This window comes from Herminiimonas sp. (assembly GCF_030655415.1).
The window spans coordinates 115,237-132,841 of sequence record NZ_JAURVN010000009.1 but is presented as its reverse complement, the minus strand read 5'-3'; the positions used below and the strand labels follow the sequence as shown (position 1 = coordinate 132,841).

Below are 17,605 nucleotides of genomic sequence, written 5' to 3'. Positions count from 1 at the left end.
ATGATGTCACGTTATAAAAAAACCGTTCCGGCTTTAGCGGGAACGGCTCCATCAATTAGACGATTACATTTTGTAATTCAACGTAAGAAGTGCGCTGCGTGGTGCGCCGTAGCGTTCCAGTCCGCCCGACCACGTATAGCCCAGCGCCGAGTAATAAGTGCGGTCAAATACGTTGTCGATATTTAATCGTAGTTGAAGGTTTTCGCTGACCTTGTAACCGGCCGTCAAACCGAAGATCGCATAGGTGCCTTGCTCCGTGTTGTAAGTGGCGTCATTGCGATAGATCCTGTTTTGTGAATAGACGGAAGCGCCTACATTCCATTTTTCCAGCGCGCCCGGCAAACGATAGTTGGTATACAACTTGAACAGATGGCGCGGTTCATCGGTGGCCGCGCGTTTGCCAATATTGTTGGGATTGCCGTCCTTGGTGAAGGTCGCCATCACATAAGTGTAGCCACCGGCAATCTGCCAGCGCGGTGTAAGCGCGCCGGACAATTCCAGTTCTACACCCTCACTGAGGATTTCGCCGGCTGCGCGCGAGCAGGAAATTGCGCCACTCGTCGGGCAGTTCTGTTCGTCACGTATGGCGCGATTGCTTTGCTCTATACGGAACAGCGCTGCGCTGGTGTTGAGCTTGCCACCAAAATATTCGCCTTTCACACCAATTTCATAATTGGTCCCCGACATTGGATCCAGCGTATTGCCGTTGACGTCCATGGAGCTTTGCGGCTGAAAAATCTGTGTCCAGCTGGCATACACGGAATGCTGTTTGTCGAGGTCGTATACCAGCCCGAGATAAGGAATGATTTTTGCATTTTCTTCCAGGCCGCGGCGCCAGGTCGGTGTGGTGCCGTACCATCCGGTGACATCCTGGGTGTACCAACCTACGCGAGCACCCGCAATCAAATGCAAGGGTTCGGCCAGGCTGAAATTGCCGCTTGCGTACAAGCCTTTTTCCTTGGTTTTTCTGCCCCAGTTGTACGGTGCTGCAGGACTGCCATTTGATATGTAGGAATAGGGATTCCAGTTATTGATATCGAAAGCCTGGTTCCCTCCCGATCTCCATGTCTGACTGGCGTCGGAATCATCGTTGCGATAACTGGCGCCAAGCAGTAGCTCGTGCTGGCGTCCGAATAATTCAATCGGACCGCTCACGCGCATGTCAGCAATCACTTGTTGCGTGCTGTATGCCCAGCCAGTTTCTGACTTGTTGAATGTAAATGCTTGTCCCAGGATGCGGTTGTTATTGGTATAGCGCGAATCGGATTCTGCATTGATGTGGGAGATCGAAAATTTGCTGCGCCAGCCGCCTGCAAGCCGAGTTTCAAGATCTGCAAACAGCACATCGTTGTCGCGATTTATAAAAGAATTCGCCTCGTTGAGGAAAGTCGAGCGCGGCAGATTCATGTGGCGTCCATCGGCATACGTAGGCAGACCGATGGAGATGCCATCGTTGCGCGTGCGCTGCAGGGAAAAGCCAAGACCAAGCGTCGTGTCCGGTGTCAGGTCCGCTTCGACTATCCCGTACAGCGTGCCGTTCTTGGTGTTGACCACATCGACGAAGCTCTCGCTGTCACTCCAGCTTGCGGCAACGCGGCCGCGCAGAGTCGCCGCTTCATTCAATGCGCGGCTGGCATCGACCGTCAGTTGTTTGCTGTTCCACGAACCTATGCTGGCCGAGGCATTGAAAAGAGGCGACGCAACCGGGCGCTTGCGTATCAGATTGATGCTGCCGGCCGGCGCGCCAGCCCCTTCCATCAAACCGGTAGCGCCACGTACCACTTCCACGCGGTCGTACATGATCATGTCGGCCGACACATTGCGTTCATTAAAGCCGGTGACATCCAGCGCCAGGCCATCGACATTCACATGGTTCATCGCAAAGCCGCGCGAGTAATAAGTCATTTCCTGCTCGCTGACGCCCTGTCCCTTGCTGTAAATACCTGGCGTTACCTGCGCTACGTCCTGCAAAGTGGTCAGGCCAAAATCATCCATCTGCTGGCGCGACACGATGCTGATGGACTGCGGCGTTTGTCGTTGCGACAAGGATAGTCCGGTGGCTGTACTCATGCTGCCAGTTGTATAAGAATTGCTACCTTCACTTACGGCAGTATTAGCAGCAGTCGCCGTGATGGTTGGCAAGGTCGTAGCATTATTCGCCGGCAGTTTGCGCACGGTGTAGTTGCCACTTCCTTGCGACACGGCCTCCAAACCGCTGCCTTCCAGCAAGCGATTAAAACCTTCTTGCAATGAATAATTGCCTTGTAAGCCCTTGCTTGTCAGACCGGCCAGCAGTGAGGCTTCAGCAGAAATGCTGACACCAGCTTTTGCTGCAAAAGAGGATAAGGCCGGACTCAATGCGCCAGCGCTGATGTTGTAGCTGCGCGTGTTGGTAATTTCATTTGCTTCAGCAGCGTGTGCTTGATGCGCATCAAATCCTGCGATGCAGCTTGCGGCCAGCATCAGCGTCAATACATGACGAACGGCACGTGCAGAAGGTCGGAGTGTGAGCGTTGGTGCCGGCGTAATGCGGCGAGTTGCTTGCGACATGAAACTTTCCCTTTCGATTGATCAGATTGTTCTGGTCCTGTTTAATCTGACGAAGCGTTTTTGAAAAAGGGACACGTTAAAGAGGTAGTTTGTGATTTATTTTTAGTCAGGCTGGTTCCAGCATGACCCAATAGTTTGTATGTTTGCGTATACGGATCGGCAACGATTGTTGCAGCAGCGCGAGGATATTGTCGGTATCTTTTAGTTGAAACGCGCCGGAAACGCGCAGGTCTGCAATTGCTGGATCGCAGCGCAGGACACCGCTGCGGTAGCGTGCGATCTGCGGCACGATATCAGCGAGTCGGGTGTTTTCTGCAAAGAGGATGCCATCTACCCATGCATCCGCTTGTAGTTCGATAGAAGTGATCTCATCGCTACCATCGCGATCAAAACTTCCTTGCTCACCAGCCTTGATCACACGTAATGCGAGTCGTGCATCCGCTGGCCTCAGCTCAACCGCCCCTTCGGTTACGGCGACATGTGTTTTTGCAAAAAATAGTTTGTCTTCCTGCCGTACGGTAAAACGTGTGCCGAGTGCACGTGCAGTGCCACTGGCTGATTGCACGATAAATGGCCGATAGTGCGGTGCAGTATCAGCTGCAGTTTCGATATGAACTTCACCAAGGTGCAACTTGATCAGACGTGTCGATTCGTCGAAAACAACGTCAATGGCGCTATCGGTATTCAATGCGATGCGCGTGCCATCGCTAAGCGTCATCTGCCGAATTTCCCCAGTCGCTGTTTGCGCGCTGGCTAGCCATTCCTGCCATGGTTGTGTGCGATAAGCCGCCCAGACCATCGGTCCGCCAGCAATCAGTAGTGCCAGTGTTTTAAGTGAGGCACGGCGATCAAACGAAGTGGGGCGATCCAGCGTCGGCATACCGAGCGAAGAGGGAATCATGCCAAAAGTACGACTCACCAGCTCTGCGCGTTGCCATGCGATTTCATGTTTAGGATGGCGCGCTCGCCACGCTAGACATTCCTGTTTATCGTCGTCATTGGGCTGGCCAGAGTGAAGTCGCATCAACCAGTGCGCAGCTTCGCGTGCTGCTTGCGGATCGACCGGCATGGCAAGAGTATCGATGGTGGGATTCATGCGATGAGCAAAATGCATTGTTCGAACGCCTGTGCCATATAGCGCTTAACTGTCCGTTCGCTAATGTGCAGACGCGTGGCAATCGCCGCATAACCGAGACCTTCCAGCTGGGATAGCAAAAAGGTGCTGCGTACCCTTGGCGCTAAGCCATCTAGCATCGCATCGACCTTGTGCAACATTTCCAAAATGATTAGGCGCTCTTCCAGTGATGGCGTCATCGGCTCGGGCATCAAGGCCAGCGTATCCAGCCATGCCTGTTCAAGCGATTGCCGACGGTAATGATCGATCACCAGTCGTTGCGCAACGGTAGTCAAATAGGCGCGCGGTTCGCGTAGATTGAATGCGGTACGTTCTGCCGGAACGGTGAGCAAGCGGACAAAAGTATCTTGAGCAAGATCAGCCGCATGATCGGCGGAATTCAATTTGCGACGTAGCCAGCCCAAGAGCCAGCCATGATGCTCGCTGTATAACTGTGCGACAGGATCGGAAGGAATTGCGGCGTGCACGACATGCTCCAGAAATGCGATGCCTGAGCGGCATCATCAAGCTGGCTTGCAATCCGCGATGGGTGTGCTGGCTGGGCTTTGTTGAGAATTGTTCTCATTATGCATTGGGATCGTGCCATCGTCAATGATTGGTGATGTTGAGAGTTGTAGCTGGCGTACATAAAAATGCCTTCTTTTCCAGTTAAGAAAAGAAGGCATTAAGTAAAACTAATGCAGACGATTTTAGAAGTCGATCGATGCAGACAAGACCAATGTGCGTGGCGAGCCGACAGCAACATATGTACCTGTTGTGAGCCAATAATTTTTGTCGAACAGATTCTCGATATTGGCGCGGAAAACAACTGGTTTATTGCCTACCGAACTGCGGTAACGAGCGCCGATGTCATAACGAGTCCAACTATCAAACTTCTGAGTATTCGTTGTCGTTAGAAACGAACCTGAGGTGTAAATTACGCGGGTGTTGAGTGCCAAGCCTGAGACCCATGGGGTGTCCCAATCTAGGCTGGCGCTTGCAGTAGTATCTGGTACCCCAGCCGCATCGTTACCTTGATTTGCTCCATTTGGTGTGCTTGTCAGCTTTGGTTCGACAAAAGCGATGCTAGCCATGCCGCGCAAGCCGCGTTGCAGTTCGCCATAGGTTGTCAGTTCCAAACCGCGATTGCGTTGCTCGCCAAAATAACCGCGGGTTGGCAGAGGCGTTGTCGTAGTGTCGTTCTGGATAGCTGGACGAGTAATTTGGTAGACCGCGGCAGTGGTCGTGAAACGGCCCCAATCTACTTTGACACCACCTTCATATTGCTTTGATTTAAAAGGTGCAAGTACCGAACCGGTATTGTTGAAGCCCGTGCCGACAACGGCCCCTCGAGATAGACCCGCTGTGTAATTTGCATACAGAGAAACATTTTCAACGGGCTTGAACACAACAGCCCCGATTGGAGTAATGGAGCTGGCCTTATAAGGTGTACCCGGCACGCTAGTCGCTGGGGTCCAGCTTTTTGCATCTACAGTCTGATCACGAGCGCCGACTGTTAACAATACTCGGTCGTTTGCGAATGACATGGTGTCCGAGATTGCGAAGCTGCTGAGTGTGGTATCGGAAGCTCTGCCAGGAGCGCGCCGGAAGACAGTGACAGGAAGAATCGGTACCGGTCTGTAAATGTTGGACGCAACGGTCCCGGGTTGACCCAGTGAGGCATTGCCTGTTTCTTGCCAAAGTTGGTTTACACCGATTGAAATATTGTGCTTAACGCTTGCTGTATCAAAGCGCCAGCGCAGGCCGGCGGCGGCGCTGCGGGTTTTGCTGTAAGAGTCATAAAAAGAACTAGTTGCGTCGAAGTTCCCGTTTGCGAGCACAGCAGTTGTGGTTGGGAAAATTTGTTCGTTATGCCCATCGCGGTAGCCGATTGCAGCGAAACCGCTCAATGAGTCGTTAAAGTCGTAATCAACTCGTGTTGCTATGGTTGAATCAGTTTGTTGCAGCGATGTGCCGGGGAAGAAATTTGTACGCGCGTCTGGCGGTGCTGGAATAACACCAGTTACGCTGGAAAGACTGATTTGAGGACGGTAGTTGTCAGTGTCGTCGCGTTGATCGATCACGTCGAGCGACCAGCGTAACTTGCTGCCACGATAATCTAAAGCAACCGCGCCTAGCGTGCTTTTTTGGTCATTGCCATTGACGCTTCCCTCACCATCGCGTGCTAATCCATTGAAGCGAATGCCCCAAGCGTTGTCTTCACCGAAGCGTCGCCCCGTGTCCAAGTGCAAAGTAAAGTTGGATTCGCTTTGATAGGTAGTTGTGAGACGCGTGAGTGGGGTATCGTTCGCGCGTTTTGTAACGGTGTTGATACTACCGCCGACACTACCGCCGGGTGGCATACCGTTTACTAGTGCGCCTGGTCCCTTTAGTAATTCGGCGCGTTCTACTATTTGTGCTGGCACACGGCTCGAAGAGATCAGACCGTAGAGGCCGTTAAGGCCAACGTCTCCTGCACCTACGGCATAACCGCGAATTTGGAAGGTATCGTCGAAGCCACCACCACCAGTCGTCATACGCACGGATGCATCATTCACAACAACGTCAGCCAGTGTGCGGGCTTGCTGGTCTTCCAATAGTTCAGCGGTGTAGTTGACAGTGCTGAATGGGGTATCCATTACGTTCTGTGTGCCCAACAATCCCAGGCTGCCGCCACGCGCAATTTGTCCACCCGCATAAACTGCTGGTAAATCGGTTGTCGCTACGCCAGAAACAGTTACTGCAGGCAGTGTGCTGACACCAGGGGCAACGCGACGCAGACGATAACCACCATTCGTACCTGGCACGGCTTCCAAACGATGTGTGCCAAGAATTGCATCCAGGCCGCCGCTTACCGAATAACTACCTTTGAGGCCGGAGCTTTGCTCACCTGCCGTCAGTTCAGGATCAATCGCGACCAGTGCACCGGCTTCGCGACCAAAGCGACCGAGTACTTGGTCCAGCGAGCCTGCAGGAATATTGTATTGACGGGCAGCTTCTGAACGAACAGCTGCATCAGGAGTGTTTTGCGCCATCGCCGGTACAAAGGCGGTACTAACCAGCAACGCACTGCACAGCGCGAGGCGTGCGGCATGGGCGATTGGTGTGATGGTCATGGCTGGGTGACGATGCATGCCTGCATCGTGCTTGAACTGGTGGGGCATCTTGGTTCCTTTTAATCGGGCTGGAAATGCGGCGCTCTGTTTGCAGCGCCTCTATTTCTGTTGATGCACGAGTTCTGGAAACCTGCCTTCGTATTTGAAAATATTTTTTGGCTGCTTAACTAAGCATGTGGGTAAATTATTGACGCGGCGCTTCAAGTTTTTTTACTGGCTTCGATGGTTGTCCAATAGCGTGTCAGATGACTGATTTTCAAGGGCAAGGTTTCGCTTAATAATCCGAGCACTGCGTCGGTATCATGCAAAGGGTAGGAGCCGCTGACCAAGAGGTCTGCCACTGCCGAATCGCAGCGCAATACGCCTTTGCGATAGCGGTCAAGTTCGTTTACAAATTCAGCCAGTCGCATCCGCTCTACCACCAGCACGCCGTCGGTCCATGCTGCGATGGCGTCATCCAAAGTAAATGGTGTCAAAACCGACATTGCAGTGAAGCGTGTTTGCTCGCCAGCGTTGACGCGTAAAGTATCGCCACTGGATGCTGCGACGTTGACTGCACCCTCCATCACTGCAACGGCGGTGGTAGATGGGCTATTCAAAAGATTGTGTCTGACCGTAAAGCGCGTGCCAATAGGACGAATGCTGCCATTATTGGTCGCAACTTCAAACGGTCTGCCAGTAATGTCTTTTGCTGTTGTCACCATGATCTCGCCGCTATGCAACACAATTTGGCGCAGATTATTATCGAAACGCACATCGATCGCTGTTGCAGTGTTGAGCATGACGCGTGTGCCATCTGTCAGCACGATATTGCGTTGTTCGCCGGTGTTGGTGTGATGATCTGCTGTTGCGGTTTGCCATACTGCTTGTTTGCGTATAACGACTGCGCTGCCAGCGATGACACCAAGACCGACGAGTGATCGCAAGACCATGCGGCGTGTGTTGCCATCCGCATTTCGCAAGACTGAGCGAAGTAATGGTGGTGTTACGTGATTACTGCCACTGCGTAAATCTTGCCCGAGCATATTCAATCGTTGCCATGCTTGTTCATGTGCTGGATCAGCCTTGCGCCATGTCGCGCATGCGCGTCGTTCCGCATCATTCGCCCCGCCCGATTGCAGTGTAACTAACCAGGCTATCGCCTGTTTGACGATGGCTGGATCGATGTGCCCGCTCGTGTCAGATAGCTTTGTGAATAGAGTATGAGATGCCATGGTATGAATATTTATTGTGGTGCGTAGACTGCGGCATAGCAATGTTGAAAAGCTCTGATCATGGATTTTTGTACTGCATTCACGGACATGTCGAACTGCGTAGCTATCTCTGCGTACGTTAATCCATCGAGTTGCGACAGTAGAAAAATATCGCGCACGCGAGGCGACAAACCATCAAGTACGCGACTGATTGCCGTGAGTGCTTCGACGACGAGCATACGAGTTTCAGGTGACGGTGATGTCTCTTCCGGCATGCCTGCCAACGCATCCAGATAGGCGCGCTCCAATGCAAGTCGGCGAAAGTATTGTGCAGTCAGGCGAGAAGCAATCGTGGTGAGGTAGGCACGCGGTTCGCGAATCACATCGCTGTCGCGCGCGGTAAGTATCCGAGCAAAAGTGTCCTGCGCCAGATCATTGGCATTGTCGACATTTCCCAGTTTGCGACGCAGAAAACCTACCAGCCATCCGTGATGATTGCTGTAGAGAAGTTCCAGTTCTTGCATTGGCGTATGAGTAGTCGACATGAATAATTTGCTGGTATTTAAGCTTGATGCGCCTGAATCAGTTTTTCCATTCGAGATTGATTAGTCTTGCGTCGCACGAACCATAAATACAATCCGCTGCCCAGAACGACGATCGTCATCAAGTCGAAGAGGGTCCAGATGATCTTCATCGGCATGCCGCCGTAATCGCCAAAGTGTAGTGGCTGTGATACGAGCAATGCGGTTAAGTACCACGGCAATACGCGACTGTCCGTCACTTCACTGGTCTGCGCATCGACTAGTACTGGTTTGAAAAGACGTGAGGTCAATGGCTCAGTGCCACGCATGAAAATGCCGTAGTGATGGGGGCTGCTGAAAGTGGTGCCGGGGAATGCGATGAATCCCATTTTCATGCTCGGCTCCAGCGCAATGGCTGCATCGACTGCGTTTTGCAGAGAACCTAATTCAGTCAACGGCGGCTTTCCCTTGTAGGGCGCGACCATCTCAGACATCTGATCGTACTGCCAGTATTTGACTAGTAGATCGGCCCAGGTATTGATGACGCCGGTTGCGCCAACGACCAACAACCACGATAGCGTGACAATGCCCAAAAGATTGTGCAGGTCCAGCCATTTCAAGCGCGATGAACGCTGGTCGCGCACAGTGCCGAACTTCAGCTTTTTCATGAATGGGCCATACAACACGATGCCGGAAATAATCGCAACGATGAGCAGAATACCCATGAAGCCGAGGAACAGCATGCCCGGCAAACCGGCAAACAAATCCACATGCAGCTTGAACATGATGTAAATGAAGCCTTCATCCAGCTTTGGTTCGGCCAATGCCTCGCCAGTACGCGCATCGACGGCAACCTGCTTCATCCCGACTTCCGAGGTAGGTGAGGTCGACAGCGTAACAAACCAGACGCGATCGTCATCGGCTTCCTGCGAAGCAAACATGCCGACCAGGCCAGGATGCCGCGCCTTTGCGACTTCCATCACCTTGTCCATGCTGATACGCGGAGCATCAGCCGCCATCTCCGGCGCTTCTACCTCAGTGCCGAGCAGATGCCCGATCTCGTGATGGAAGATCAGCGGCAGCCCTGTTAGGCAGAGCAGCAGCATGAATATGGTGCACACCAGGCTGGTCCATTTATGGATCCATGCCCAGCGGCGCAGGCTTGCTGTGTTCATTAGAAGTCGATGGAAGCTGTCAAAGTAAACGTGCGTGGATTGCTGAGAACCATATAACCGCTACCTGGATATCCACCTACTGATGACCAGTAGTCACGATCAGTTACATTGTCGACGCGAGCACGAAGTGTCAATAAGCGACCTTGGACTTCGGTCAAGTATCTTGCACCGACATCAAGTCTGGCCCAGCCTGAAACCTTTTGAGTATTTGCCGCATTCGCGTAAACAGCGCCGGTTGCCGTAGTGCGGGCATCCAAAGTGAGTCCTTGCAGCCCTGGAACATCCCATTCTGCACCTAAGCTAGCTTGTGAACTTGGAGTACCGATGACTCGTTTGCCGTCTAAATTAGCATTGCCGGTAGCAAGTTGCTTAGCATCCAAAAATGTTACTCCACCCAAAAGTTTCAAACCTTTGGTTGCTTCACCATACACAGACAATTCCACGCCTTGATGGCGATCTTTTCCTTCTGCGGTGAATACGTTTCCAATAACCGCGGAGCGAGGTTTTTCCGTTGAAAATGCAGCGATATTTGCGCCGAATCGGCCAGCATCATATTTCAGTCCGATTTCTTTTTGCTTTGAAACGTAAGGGGCAAACTGTGTTCCAGGATTTGAAATAGTTACGCCACCTGATGTAGTCGGTGCAGTGTCGCCTTGTGCGAGACTCTCAATGTAGTTTGCGTAGACAGATATGTTTTCTGAGGGCTTGATAACCAAACCTAAAACTGGGCTGTTGCGGCTTTTCTCATACCCACTTGTTACGCCGCCCGGCCCAGTCACAACGCCAAGACCGTTTACGGTGCGATAGCTGATGGATGTAGATTCAAGATTTTGATGACGTACGCCTAAGGTTAGACGAACCTTGTCTTCATAGAACGACATAGTGTCGCCAATTGCCAAACTCTTTAACGTCGTGGTTCCGTTCAATGCCGGGTTTGCTAAATCATTGCCGAAACTGCTTAATGCTGGGCGAGCAAAGCTTATTGGATTATAAATATTTGTTGCCGAGGCAGCGCCTGTTGCATATGCATTTTTCTTTTCAAAATCAAAATATGAAAATGCAGCAACCAATTCATGGCCAACTGAACCTGTCGTGACTTTTGAACGTAAGCCAAATTCTGCGGTTTTTACACTATCTTCACGGGTATTATCGAATCGCGAAGCAGTACCTGCACCTGTGGTTGAATTACTTAAGTTAACTCCTGCTAAAGAGTTTGCTTCGTAACTTTCTTTTGCTCCGGCCGCAAACCACGCAGTAGTTTTAGCATTGATGTCATATTCGCCTCGGAACGAGCCAAATGTTTCTCGTTCGTCAGAGTAAGTCCAAGGCTGCGCGAAATTGGTTTTGTTGTTGGCGGGGGCAGGGATACTAGTTAAACCAGCAGCCGGAGTGACATTGGGACGAGATTCATTTAGTGAGTGTTCTTGATGACCAATATCAGCGGATAAGCGTACATCCCTGCTATGCCAATCTAAGCCTACTGATACGACGTTGAGTTCGACGTGTTCACGATCAACCGCAGTGCCCCCACTTCTGTGTGCCGCATTAATGCGAATACCGGTTTCTTGATTCGGACCAAACCGCCTTGCAATGTCACCGGAAGCATAAAATTGCGATCCACTGGCTGTGCCGATACTTACACGAGTCAGGGGTTCATTCGGTGCGCGTTTCGGCAACAAGTTGATGTTGCCACCAACACCGCCACCACTTGGAGTTGCGCCAGTAAGGAATCCACTTGCTCCTTTGAGAACCTCAACGCGTTCAAACAATTCAGAAGAAATATATTGTCTTGGTAATAGGCCATATAAACCGTTGTACGCAATATCGTCCGAATTAACGATAAAGCCACGAATAAAGTAAGACTCTTGGAAATTACCAAAACCCCGTGCTACGCGAACCGATGGATCACTTTGGAGTACATCGCCCACACTACGTGCTTGTTGATTTTGAATGAACTCATTGGTATAGCTGGTAATGGAAAAGGGCGTATCCATATTGTCTTGCGTACCCAAAATACCAGCCCGCCCACCACGTGCAACCTGGCCACCCGCATACGGTTTCGACAAACCTTCCGCAGAAGCATCCGCACTTGAAGTAACAACAATCTCGGCCAGCTCCGTGGTTTTCGTTGGATCGGCAGTTTGCGCAAATGCAGCACCACTCGTCAACAAAGCGGCTCCAGTCAGCATAGGCAGTGCGGCTTGCAATGCGCATGCGAGCAATGTCTGTTTGAAAATTGGGGATGAATTGTGGGAAGACATGGAATTTCCTTTGGTGCCGTTCTGGCGGGGACGTTATGAGGGAACTATTGCAAGAAGTTAATACAAATACGAATTGTTCTCATTATAGTTTGAGCAGGATCGCTCTCGCAATACAAGACTGCGTTGAGCGTTGCAAATAGGGGAAAGTGGTAGGCAGAAGCGAAGTCTATTTAGGGCGGGGCGAGATAGCACTCGTTCGACGGCTGGAGTTATTGCAACTCAGCTATTGAAAAGTGTTCGCAGTGCTGATGGGAGTACGCGAAATTGCTAAAAATACAAACTTAAACAGTAGGCGCTGAGAATGTTTGACGCAAATGGTGGAGCACCAATTTACTTGCGTGCGATCTTTTTCAGTGCGCGCATCAAGCTACCGAGTACTGGCAACTTTTCATAAAGCTCTTCCGCGGCGTCCCAAAAATCTCTATGCATTTCGACCAACCCTGCGTCATTGAAGCGCAATTGCGTTGCGCCGCGTATGCATTGTTCGTCGCGTGCGTAGCGTTTCATGTGGAATAGAAAATCCCAAGTAATAAATGCCTGATTACCTTGCAGGATGTGCGTGTCGATCACGAAGCGTGGATTCTCCACCTGCACGAACATGTGTGTGAATAACGGCGTGATAGCAGTCAGCCCACGGACTTCGTTGAACGGATCTTTGAAGCTGGCATCTGCCGCGTAAATGTTCGACAGTTGTGTTTGCGCCGATTCGACGGTCAGCGTTTCAAAAAAAAGTACGAGGCGTTCGAGTGCAGCGGTGTGATCTGGTGTCGGGTTTGTGGAGTCACTCATAGTCCTGTGCCTTTGTGGATCAACCAGAAGTACATGCGGTAGGGTAGCAATCGGAGCAAGCGCAAGAAGTTTGTAAAACGCCGTGGAAAGTGTATATGAAATTGTCCTCTTTCCAGTCCGTGCACCAACGCTTGCGCCGCATCCGTGCCTGACATCAACGCAGGCATAGGGAAGTCATTTTTTTGCGTCAACGGTGTATCTACAAATCCCGGTGTGATCAAATGTACCGCGATGCCGCGTGGATGCAGGTCTAGATAAAGTGATTCACACAGATTGATCAAGGCAGCCTTGGTCGGGCCGTAAATCAACGCTTTCGGCAAGCCGCTAAATCCGACGACTGAGGCGACAATACCAATACCGCCTTTACCTTGCGCGATTAAATTTGGCAGTACGGTGTCCAGACAATTCAAGACGCCACGCAAGTTCAGATCGATCATTTGATTAGCGATAGCAAGGTCGAAGCTATCTGCACGCATTTCCTGATAGCTGCCCGCCACTAGCAAGATCAAATCGAAGCCATCCCATTGCTGCAAGATCGCATCGCGCGCTGCCAACACCGTTGCGTGATCAGTGACGTCCATCGCTGCGACCAATGCGTTTGGGTTGCCGTTGGCGATCTCGTTCAGCATCTCTGTGCGTCGCGCAGAAAGCGCAACGCATGCGCCTTTGTCTAGCAGCATTCGCGCAGTTTCTGCACCTATGCCGGTGGATGCGCCAACGATCCAGACGCGTTTATTATGCCAATCTGTGATGCGAGGATTCATGGAGTGCTCTTGTGGAGTGACATCGTCAAATAATGTTTAAGGACGCTTGGTAAAAGACAATGTCACCGAACCGAGGTTGACACCAAATTTACTCATCGCAGTGCGGTTCAGCATTACGCGATCATCCATCAGTATCATCCAGTCATCCATCTGCATGTTGTAAACCTTGCCATCTACCGGCAAGGCCAGCACATACTTCCAGTTCAAGGCATTGCCGGATGCAGTGCCGATGGCTTCACCAACCACGTCCGATGCCGTGCCTATATAACTGCCGGGCGCAACCTGTTTAATAGTCCATACGCGCTTTTGTTTGGTGCCGTCTGAATAGGTGAAGTCTTCATCCAGTGTGCCGACATCGCCATCCCATGTGCAACGCATAACAACGGTAAAGCGCTTAACCACTTTTCCCGATCTGTCCTGGAACATACCCCATGCATCCAGCGTACCGTTGAAGTATTGCTTGATGTCGAGTACCGGCTTCTCGGCTGCGTAATGCGACGGCTCGATTTGCGCGCAGGATACGAGCATGGTTGCTGCGATTGTTGCCAGCACTAATTTTAAATATCGCATAGCTTGCCTCTTCATGTGATTTGCTATTTATGTCGACGCAATACATGACGCATGTAATGAGCATGCACTGCGCATGTATTGATACTTCAGTTTTTTTCTAAGGTGAACTGCATCACATCGATACTTCCCGCACGGAATCCCGCTTCGCAATACGCCAGATAGAATTCCCACGTCCGCAAAAACCGATCATCAAAACCTTGCTCACGTACTTGCGACAAACGCTCTTTAAAAGCGTCGCGCCATTGTTCAAGTGTGCGGGCGTAATCGATGCCAAACTTGAATTCATCGACCACGCGCAAGCCATGTTGTTCCGCTTGCTGTTTGAATACAGAAGGCGAAGGCAGCATGCCGCCCGGGAAAATATATTGCTGGATAAAGTCTGTACCTTTGCGATAGCGCTCGAACAAGGCATCATCGATCACGATAGTTTGGATGCAGGCGCGCCCTTGCGGTTTGAGGTTGCGCGCAATGCACTCGAAGTAACTAGGCCAATACGCTTCACCAACTGCTTCAAACATTTCGATGGAAGCGATCGCATCGAATTGACCATCCGCATCCCGATAATCTTTCAACATCAATTCGGCTCGATTGTTCAGGCCGGCTTTTGCCAAACGTTGATTGGCAAATTCCAGTTGTTCGGTCGAAAGTGTCAGTCCGGTCACATGTGCGCCTGAGGTGGTTGCCAACTCGGCAAATCCGCCCCAGCCGCAGCCTATTTCTAATACGCGGGCATACATTGGTAATTGAAGTTGCTCCAGAATGCGTTGATATTTTGCATCTTGCGCATGCTGCAAATTATCGGTGTGAGCATCCTTGAACAGTGCGCTGGAATACGTCATCGATGGATCCAGCCACAACTGATAGAAGTCATTACCAATGTCGTAATGCGCATGAATATTTTTGCGGCTGCCGTTGCGCGAATTACGATTGAATAAATGACGCACGCGATACAGTAGGCGACCCCACCATGTGCCGTAAATAACCGATTCAATTTGCTGACGATTGCGGATAAAGATTTCGATCAGACCTGGCAGATTGTCAGTGCGCCAATTGCCATTGATGAAGGTTTCCGCAAAACCGATATCGCCGGACTTTAAAGAGGCGTTGCAGATTTCCCAGTTGCTTAGCGAAAGCGTTACTGGAGTGCTGCCATTGCCGAAGTGCGCAACGCGTCCGTCCGGCATTTCCATACGCAAGGCACCGTGTTCCATCTTGCCTAAAAGTTGCAGGATGAATTTGACCTGCGATGGCAGATCCGATGTGTTCAGTACATCGACCTGCAGCCCTGTTGGCGCATCGTAAGCAAATGATTGTTGTTCTAGTGAGTTGGTAGTCATCGGCTCATCTCATGGGAAGGTGGCTGTGGTTTTCTGAAAAATGGCACGCGCTTGATCCACAGGCGCAATGCCTGCCAATGGATTTTTGCGACGACGCCGAAGGTCATCAGTGGATAAAAAAAGAATGCTTGGGCAACCGCGGCATTGCTCAATGGTCGTGATATTCCGGACAGACTGGTCAGCAATAATGGCCCCGCAGCATCGTCATAATTGATGCGCGCGATTGTGCGTTCGACCACGCCATCTTTATCGTTTACATAGCTTTGTGCGGTGCGCATGAAGCGAAAACGGTAGTCACCCTGGACTTCGCAAAAAGGTGAGACATGGAAGACTTTGCGTGCGCTCAGCTCTATGCCATACGGCATGGCCTCGCCGGTATCGAGCAGATAGCGATGACATTCGCCAAAGGTATTGCGTACTTCGCATAGCACTGCGCGCAGCTCGCCATCGCTGCGATGGCAGAACCAGAACGACACGGGGTTAAACACATAGCCCAACACGCGCGGGAAAGCTTGCAGCCAGATTTCACCATCGGCATCGGTGATGCCTTCACGTTCCAGCAATGCGTCTATCCATACCAAGGGCGGATGTTTGTCATCTCCGTGATCTTTGTCGTAAAACGACAAGAGATTGAAACGGTTGTGCGAGAACAGCCGCGATAAACGACTAATTCCGGTATGAGAATTGGCCATCGTGCGCAAGGGCAAGCGCATGAAGTACACGCCGTAGTTGAACGCATGGGCAGCAGGGCGCAAGCGACTGTGGCGCACGGTGCCAAAGCATAATTGCGGTTGATTGATGGCGCTCATGATCTGTCTGGCTTTATTAAAATTATTATGCGCTTTCAAGTACCCGCGGTGCATAGATTGCAAATTCTTCTGCTTGTTCCATGATTGCTTGCGCAACTGCCAAGCCTGACTTCAAACCGTCTTCATGAAAGCCGTAACCGGTCCAGGCGCCAGCAAACCAGGTGTTCTGTTTGCCCTGAATTAATGGCAGCCTGCGTTGCGCTGCGATCGCCTTGGCATCAAATACCGGATGCGCATACTCATAGCTGCCGAGTACGCTGTCCGGCCGTGGCGCATCGATAGGGTTGAGCGAAACGATGACCGACTGTTTGAACGGCAGCGGTTGCAACTGGTTGATCAGGTAATGCACGCAGACGCGCGGCTCGCTGCCACTTTGTCCGCTTTGATAATTCCACGCTGACCAGGTTTTCTTTTGTTTCGGCAGACAGGTCGTGTCGGTGTGCAGCACCGCGGTATTCGGCTGGTAAGTGATAGAAGACAGCAGTGTTTTTTCTGCCGGCCGTGGATCTTTCAGTGCGCGTAATGATTGGTCGCTATGACAGGCCAGTACGATGTGATCGAAGGTTTGTTCGCTCAGCGCGTTGCCTAGTCGTGTCTGCACTTTAATTTTGGTGACATTGCTGATGGTGGTGCGCGTGACCGATTCGATACTTGTATTCAAATGTTTGTTCGGAATCTTTGCCAGCATCTTGTCGACATAACGTCGTGCACCACCTCTGACGGTTTGCCATTGCGGTCTGTCGTTAATTTGCAGCAGTCCGTGGTTGTGGCAAAAGTGCAGGAATGATTTCAGTGGAAACTCCAGCATCTGCTCGGTCGGGCAGGACCAGATACAACCCGCCATTGGCAGTAAATACCATTCGCGGAATTCTTTGCTGTAGCTTTGCTGGGTAAGGTAGGTGCCCAAGCTCATTTCCTGGCCTGATTCAGTCTGTAGCTCAAAGCTGGATTCTTCATCCATCGCCAGCTTTGTCGCGTTCTGGTTAAAGCGCAGGATGTCGCGCAGCATCTGGTGAAAGCGTGGGCTGACGATATTGCGTCTTTGTGCAAACACCGCATCCAGATTGCCGCCTGCCCATTCGAGTGTGCGATTGGCAAGCGGCAGCTTGACCGAGAAGGACATGTCGGTCGCCGCAGTTTCTACTTTGAGCTCAGCGAAGAGGGCGATCAGATTTGGATAGGTCTTTTTGTTAAACACCAAAAACCCCGTATCCACGCCATGCGTATAGCCGTCCAGCGTGACGTCGACGGTATGCGTATGACCGCCAAAATAGTCATTCGCCTCAAACAAGGTGACGTCGTAACCAGCCTCCGCCAGCCGGTAGGCGCACGACAGGCCGGCTATCCCCGACCCTGCTACAGCGATTTTTATTCCCATTTTCATTTTGTTATTGCTCCATCTTGCT

The 17,605-nt window shown here is 51.4% G+C and carries 14 protein-coding genes; all 14 read right to left on the bottom strand.

Annotated elements, in window-relative coordinates; genetic code table 11:
• Positions 1-63: 63 nt before the first annotated feature.
• On the bottom strand, positions 64-2,550 hold the full coding sequence (locus tag Q7T66_RS07270) for a TonB-dependent receptor (RefSeq protein ID WP_304932663.1): 2,487 nt from the start codon (positions 2,548-2,550) through the stop codon (positions 64-66).
• A 106-nt stretch (positions 2,551-2,656) separates the two neighbouring features.
• On the bottom strand, positions 2,657-3,646 hold the full coding sequence (locus Q7T66_RS07265; RefSeq protein WP_304932662.1) for a FecR domain-containing protein: 990 nt from the start codon (positions 3,644-3,646) through the stop codon (positions 2,657-2,659).
• On the bottom strand, positions 3,643-4,152 hold the full coding sequence (locus Q7T66_RS07260) for a sigma-70 family RNA polymerase sigma factor (protein ID WP_304932661.1): 510 nt from the start codon (positions 4,150-4,152) through the stop codon (positions 3,643-3,645). The genes Q7T66_RS07265 and Q7T66_RS07260 overlap by 4 nt, the downstream gene beginning before the upstream one ends.
• A gap of 222 nt (positions 4,153-4,374) precedes the next feature.
• Positions 4,375-6,828 carry a TonB-dependent receptor gene (locus tag Q7T66_RS07255; RefSeq protein WP_304932660.1) on the bottom strand — a complete coding sequence of 818 codons (2,454 nt, stop codon included), beginning with the start codon at positions 6,826-6,828 and terminating at the stop codon, positions 4,375-4,377.
• A gap of 152 nt (positions 6,829-6,980) precedes the next feature.
• Positions 6,981-7,994 (bottom strand): FecR domain-containing protein, encoded by a 1,014-nt coding sequence (locus Q7T66_RS07250; protein WP_304932659.1) that lies wholly within the window; start codon positions 7,992-7,994, stop codon positions 6,981-6,983.
• A gap of 11 nt (positions 7,995-8,005) precedes the next feature.
• On the bottom strand, positions 8,006-8,518 hold the full coding sequence (locus Q7T66_RS07245; RefSeq protein ID WP_304932658.1) for a sigma-70 family RNA polymerase sigma factor: 513 nt from the start codon (positions 8,516-8,518) through the stop codon (positions 8,006-8,008).
• A gap of 17 nt (positions 8,519-8,535) precedes the next feature.
• The gene (locus tag Q7T66_RS07240) at positions 8,536-9,669 is read right to left on the bottom strand and encodes a PepSY domain-containing protein (protein WP_304932657.1); all 1,134 of its coding nucleotides are present in this window, start codon (positions 9,667-9,669) and stop codon (positions 8,536-8,538) included.
• Positions 9,669-11,930 (bottom strand): TonB-dependent receptor, encoded by a 2,262-nt coding sequence (locus tag Q7T66_RS07235; protein ID WP_370691619.1) that lies wholly within the window; start codon positions 11,928-11,930, stop codon positions 9,669-9,671. The genes Q7T66_RS07240 and Q7T66_RS07235 overlap by 1 nt, the downstream gene beginning before the upstream one ends.
• A 330-nt stretch (positions 11,931-12,260) precedes the next feature.
• Positions 12,261-12,719: a nuclear transport factor 2 family protein gene (locus Q7T66_RS07230; protein ID WP_304932656.1), complete on the bottom strand. Its 459-nt coding sequence runs from the start codon at positions 12,717-12,719 to the stop codon at positions 12,261-12,263.
• Entirely contained in the window at positions 12,716-13,483 is a 768-nt protein-coding gene (locus tag Q7T66_RS07225) for an SDR family oxidoreductase (protein ID WP_304932655.1), read from the bottom strand. The genes Q7T66_RS07230 and Q7T66_RS07225 overlap by 4 nt, the downstream gene beginning before the upstream one ends.
• A gap of 36 nt (positions 13,484-13,519) precedes the next feature.
• Complete coding sequence (locus tag Q7T66_RS07220) at positions 13,520-14,053, bottom strand: DUF3833 domain-containing protein (RefSeq protein ID WP_304932654.1); 534 nt, start codon at positions 14,051-14,053, stop codon at positions 13,520-13,522.
• 86 nt (positions 14,054-14,139) lie between these two features.
• Positions 14,140-15,390, bottom strand: coding sequence for a cyclopropane-fatty-acyl-phospholipid synthase family protein (locus Q7T66_RS07215; RefSeq protein WP_304932653.1), 1,251 nt, complete (start codon positions 15,388-15,390; stop codon positions 14,140-14,142).
• Positions 15,387-16,199: a DUF1365 domain-containing protein gene (locus Q7T66_RS07210; protein WP_304932652.1), complete on the bottom strand. Its 813-nt coding sequence runs from the start codon at positions 16,197-16,199 to the stop codon at positions 15,387-15,389. Before Q7T66_RS07210 ends, Q7T66_RS07215 begins: the two co-directional genes overlap by 4 nt.
• Before the next feature lie 25 nt (positions 16,200-16,224).
• A complete protein-coding gene (locus tag Q7T66_RS07205) occupies positions 16,225-17,583 on the bottom strand; it encodes an NAD(P)/FAD-dependent oxidoreductase (protein WP_304932651.1) in 1,359 nt (452 codons plus the stop codon).
• Positions 17,584-17,605 lie beyond the last annotated feature (22 nt).

Excerpts from the sequence above, each read along its gene's own strand:
- Q7T66_RS07205 (WP_304932651.1), bottom strand. The coding sequence starts at position 17,583 with ATGAAAATGGGAATAAAAATCGCTGTAGCAGGGTCGGGGATAGCCGGC.
- Q7T66_RS07220 (WP_304932654.1), bottom strand. The coding sequence starts at position 14,053 with ATGCGATATTTAAAATTAGTGCTGGCAACAATCGCAGCAACCATGCTC.
- Q7T66_RS07230 (WP_304932656.1), bottom strand. The coding sequence starts at position 12,719 with ATGAGTGACTCCACAAACCCGACACCAGATCACACCGCTGCACTCGAA.
- Q7T66_RS07225 (WP_304932655.1), bottom strand. The coding sequence starts at position 13,483 with ATGAATCCTCGCATCACAGATTGGCATAATAAACGCGTCTGGATCGTT.
- Q7T66_RS07210 (WP_304932652.1), bottom strand. The coding sequence starts at position 16,199 with ATGAGCGCCATCAATCAACCGCAATTATGCTTTGGCACCGTGCGCCAC.
- Q7T66_RS07250 (WP_304932659.1), bottom strand. The coding sequence starts at position 7,994 with ATGGCATCTCATACTCTATTCACAAAGCTATCTGACACGAGCGGGCAC.
- Q7T66_RS07255 (WP_304932660.1), bottom strand. The coding sequence starts at position 6,828 with ATGCCCCACCAGTTCAAGCACGATGCAGGCATGCATCGTCACCCAGCC.
- Q7T66_RS07235 (WP_370691619.1), bottom strand. The coding sequence starts at position 11,930 with ATGTCTTCCCACAATTCATCCCCAATTTTCAAACAGACATTGCTCGCA.
- Q7T66_RS07265 (WP_304932662.1), bottom strand. The coding sequence starts at position 3,646 with ATGAATCCCACCATCGATACTCTTGCCATGCCGGTCGATCCGCAAGCA.
- Q7T66_RS07240 (WP_304932657.1), bottom strand. The coding sequence starts at position 9,669 with ATGAACACAGCAAGCCTGCGCCGCTGGGCATGGATCCATAAATGGACC.
- Q7T66_RS07245 (WP_304932658.1), bottom strand. The coding sequence starts at position 8,518 with ATGTCGACTACTCATACGCCAATGCAAGAACTGGAACTTCTCTACAGC.
- Q7T66_RS07270 (WP_304932663.1), bottom strand. The coding sequence starts at position 2,550 with ATGTCGCAAGCAACTCGCCGCATTACGCCGGCACCAACGCTCACACTC.
- Q7T66_RS07215 (WP_304932653.1), bottom strand. The coding sequence starts at position 15,390 with ATGACTACCAACTCACTAGAACAACAATCATTTGCTTACGATGCGCCA.